The organism is Burkholderia sp. HAN2018 (genome assembly GCF_024704855.1).
Taxonomy (GTDB): domain Bacteria; phylum Pseudomonadota; class Gammaproteobacteria; order Burkholderiales; family Burkholderiaceae; genus Burkholderia; species Burkholderia cepacia.
On record NZ_QOBB01000377.1, the window covers coordinates 1 to 4,138 of the forward strand.

The following is a 4,138-nucleotide window of genomic DNA, read 5'->3' on the forward strand; positions in this document are numbered from 1 at the left end:
TCGGGCAGCGCGGCGAGCGCGGCCGGCACGAGCGTCGCCGCGAGCGAAGGCGTCGCCGCGATGCGCACGGGTTCGGCGGTTTCGTCGCCGAGCGCCCGTGCGCGCGCCTCGATCGCACGCAGGCCGACCAGCGAGCGCTCGACTTCCTCGTAGAGCAGGAAGGCGCGCCGCGTCGGCGTGACGCGCGGGCCGTGCCGGTCGAACAGCGCGTAGCCGAGATCGGCTTCGAGCTCCTGGATCTGCCGCGTGACGGCCGGCTGCGAGCGGCCGAGCAGTTCGCCCGCGCCGGTCACGCTGCCGGCCGACATGACCGCGGAAAACGCTTCGAGTTGATGCAGCTCCATGACACCTTCCGATGATGCGATTTGCGCATTGTAGGAGTGTGAGCATGCGTGATTCATATAATGAATTTTGCTATCGACAGCGCGAAAACTGCGAAGCGCACGATCGTCGCGATGGCCGGAGGGGCGCGCGGGCGCGCCGGTGGCGATGCGTGACGTACAGGAAACGCCAATCGAATCAACGCGATGCGATGCATGCCGGCTCATCGCGCGCGGCAGCGCGTGCGGGCGACCGTTCGCGGGCGTCGCCGGTTTCGCGCCGCGCCCGATATCGATATACGCAAAACTTCGTTGGATCGTCCTGAACCGGATGGTTACATGCCCTCACTCTTTTCGACTGACTGAAGCTGGGGGACGCATGAACGTTTCGGGGAACGACGTACGCGGCGCATGGCGGCGCGTGCTGGGCACGGTGGCGGCGCTCGCTGCCGCATGGGGCTTGTCGACGGGCGGCGCGCTCGCCGCAGGCGTATCGGGCGAGCCGGTGGTGGTCGGCGTGAGCGGGCCGCTCACGGGCCAGGACGCGCAATACGGCGAACAATGGAAGCGCGGCTTCGATCTCGCGCTCGACGAGATCAACGGCAGCGGCGGCATCCATGGCCGGCCGCTCGCGATCGACTTCCAGGACAGCCGCAGCGACCCGCGCCAGGCCGTCGCGATCGCGCAGAAGTTCGTCGCCGATCCGCGCATCGCGATCGAGCTGGGCGACTTCTCCAGCGCGACGTCGATGGCCGCATCGCCGATCTACCAGCGCGGGCAACTGATCCAGTTCGGCTTCACGAACTCGCATCCGGACTTCACGAAAGGCGGCGACTATCTGTGGAGCACCGCGCTGAGCCAGGCCGAGGAGCAGCCGCTGCTCGCGCGCTACGCGGTGAAGGAGCTCGGCTTCAAGCGGATCGCGGTGCTGTACCTGAACACCGACTGGGGCCGCACCAGCAAGGACATCTTCGCGAAGGCGGTGGCCGGGCTCGGCGCGCAGGTCGTCGCGGCCGAAGGCTATCAGCCGGCGGAGAAGGATTTCCGTTCGACGCTCGTGCGCATCGGCGAATCGAAGCCCGATTCGATCGTGCTGATCTCGTACTACGCGGACGGCGCGCAGATCGTGCGGCAGGCGCGCACGTCGGGCGTCACGCTGCCGATCGCGGCGGTCGGCTCCGTGTATTCGCCGAAATTCCTCGAACTGGGCGGCGCGGCCGTCGACGGTGTGTATACCGAATCGAACTTCTTCCCGGCCGAGCCGCGCCCCGAGGTGCAGGCGTTCGTGCAGCGCTATCGCGCGAAATTCCATGCCGATCCCGATTCGTTCGTCGCACGCGCATACGACGCGCTGATCCTGTCGGCGGAAGTGCTGCGCCGCTACGGCACGACGCGCCAGGCTGCGCACGACGGCTTCGCGAAAATCAGCGACGTGCCGAGCGTGATCTTCGGCAAGGTGCGCTTCGATCCGCAGACGCGCCGCGTCGCGGGCGCGCGCACCGTGTATCTCGTCGTGAAGCAGGGGCAGTGGGCGCTGTGGGACGGCGCGAAACCGCAGCTCGCCGCGCGCTGACCCTGAACCGCATGCACGTGACGGACGCATCGTGATGGCTTCCTGGCTCGACTACACGCTCAACGGCCTCATCGTCGGCAACATCTACGCGTTGCTCGCGGTCGGGCTCGCGTTGATCTTCGGCGTGTCGCACCTGATCAACTTCGCGCATGGCTCGGTGTACATGGTCGGCGCATTCATCGGCTGGCTGTGCCTGACGCGCTTCGGGCTGCCGCTGCCGGTCGCGCTCGCGGCGGTCGTCGTCGGCTGCGGCGCGCTCGGCGTCGCGATCGAGCGGATCGGGTTGCGGCCGCTGCGCCACGCGGCGCGCATCGCGCCGCTGCTCGCGACGATCGGCATCAGCTTCATCCTCGACCAGCTCGCGCAGCTCGCCTTCGGCGCGGACCCGCGCGCGGTGCCGACGCCGCTGCCGGACTGGCATCTGCGCATTGCCGGCGCGACGTTGGGCTCGCTGGACCTGCTGATCGCGGGCATCGGCATCGCGGCGACCGCGCTGCTGTACGGCTTCCTGCGCTTCACGCGGCTCGGCTGGGCCGTGCGCGCGACCGCGCAGGATCGCGACGCGGCGCTGCAGATGGGCGTGGACGTCGACCGCGTGAACCAGACCGTGTTCGCGATCGCGTGCGCGCTCGGCGGCGTGAGCGGGCTGCTGGTCGGCATGTACTACAACAGCATCGATCCGGCGATGGGCTTCCAGGCCACGCTGAAGGGCGTGGTCGCGCTGCTGATCGGCGGCCTCGGCAACGTGCCGGGCGCGATCGCCGGCAGCCTGCTGCTCGGCCTCGTCGAGAGCTACGGCGTCGCGCTGTTCGGCACGAGCTACCGCGACCTGTTCGCGTTCGGGCTGCTGATCGTGTTCCTCGTGTGGCGGCCGAACGGCCTGTTCAGCGCGAACCGCGCGCTGCCGCCCGAGCCGATGACGGGCACCTTCCTCGCGGCCGCGAAGGCCGTGCGCGTGCCGCGTCCGGTGCTCGTCGCGCTGGTTGCATTGGCCGCCGTGCTGCCGTGGCTCGGCGCGTCGCCGTACGTGCTGCAGACGCTGACCAACGCGTGGCTGTACGGGCTGCTCGCGCTGAGCCTCACGCTCGTCGCGGGCACGGTCGGGCAGATCTCGCTCGGCCACGCGGCGTTGCTCGTGATCGGTGCGTATGCGTCGGCGCTGCTGTCGTCGGATCTCGGCTGGTCACCGGCCGTGACGATCCCGTGCGCGGGTGTCATCACGGCCGTGCTCGGCACGCTGCTCGTCTACCCGGCGTTCCGGCTGCGCGGGCACTACGTGTCGATCGCGACGCTCGGCATCGGCGAAGTGGTGAGCCTCGTGATCCTGAACTGGGACGGCCTCACGCGCGGCCCGCTCGGCGTCACGGGCATCGCGCCGCTGCCGTGGGCGAGCACTGCGCGCGCCGCGTACTGGTTCACGTTCGCGGTGCTCGTCGGGTTCGCGCTCGTGCAGGTGCGGCTGCTGCGCTCGCATCTCGGCCGCACGCTGCGTGCGGTGCGCGAGGACGACGTCGCCGCGCGTGCGCACGGCATCGCGCCGAACCGCTACAAGGCGATCGCGTTCGCGGTCGGCGGCGTCGCGGCTGGTGTGAGTGGCGGCATTGCCGCGCACCTGTACAGCTACATCAATCACCAGACCTTCGATTCGCAGGTGTCGATCCTTGCATTGACGATGGTGATCCTTGGCGGGCTCGGCAACGTGCTCGGCGGCATCGCCGGCGCGATCGCGCTGATCGGGCTGCCCGAGCTGTTCCGCTGGGCGGCCGATTACCGGATGCTGATCTACGGCCTCGTGCTGCTGCTGCTCGTCCGGTTCCGGCCGCAGGGCCTGCTGGGTACGGTGTGAGGAGGCATGCGATGACCATCAATCGACCCTTGCTCGACGTGCAGGGCCTGACGCGCCGTTTCGACGGCGTGACCGCGCTCGACGGCGCGAGCCTGACACTCGCCGACGGCGAACTGCTGAGCGTGATCGGCCCGAACGGCGCCGGCAAGTCGACGCTGTTCAACCTGATCGCGGGCGCCGACCGGCCCGACGCCGGCCGTGTGACGTTCGACGGCCGCGACATCACGGGCACGGCGCCCGAGCGTCTCGCGGCGCTCGGCATCGCACGCACGTTCCAGCACGGCCGCGTGTTCGGCAACCTGAGCGTGCTCGACAACGTGCTGATCGGCGCGCATGCACGGCTGCGTGCGGCGCGGCCGGGCTGGCCCGCGCTCGGCGCTGCGGCCGAGGTGTGGCGCG

At 69.7% G+C, this 4,138-nt stretch carries 4 protein-coding genes; 3 read left to right on the forward strand and 1 reads right to left on the reverse strand.

The genetic code is table 11. From position 1 onward, the window contains the following. The coding region (locus DPV74_RS39580; RefSeq protein ID WP_119339167.1) for a LysR family transcriptional regulator at nt 1-344 on the reverse strand (344 nt) is incomplete at its 3' end. Nucleotides 345-699: 355 nt separating this feature from the next. On the opposite strand from DPV74_RS39580, the gene DPV74_RS39585 reads away from it, so the two are divergent. The 3 genes from DPV74_RS39585 to DPV74_RS39595 all read left to right on the forward strand — a co-directional run. Beyond that, nucleotides 700-1,893 (forward strand): ABC transporter substrate-binding protein, encoded by a 1,194-nt coding sequence (locus tag DPV74_RS39585; RefSeq protein ID WP_060086394.1) that lies wholly within the window; start codon nt 700-702, stop codon nt 1,891-1,893. A gap of 34 nt (nt 1,894-1,927) precedes the next feature. Further along, nucleotides 1,928-3,739, forward strand: coding sequence for an ABC transporter permease (locus DPV74_RS39590; protein ID WP_119339168.1), 1,812 nt, complete (start codon nt 1,928-1,930; stop codon nt 3,737-3,739). Nucleotides 3,740-3,750: 11 nt separating this feature from the next. Continuing rightward, nucleotides 3,751-4,138, forward strand: a 388-nt coding sequence (locus DPV74_RS39595; protein ID WP_119339169.1) for an ATP-binding cassette domain-containing protein, incomplete at its 3' end; no start/stop codon positions are given.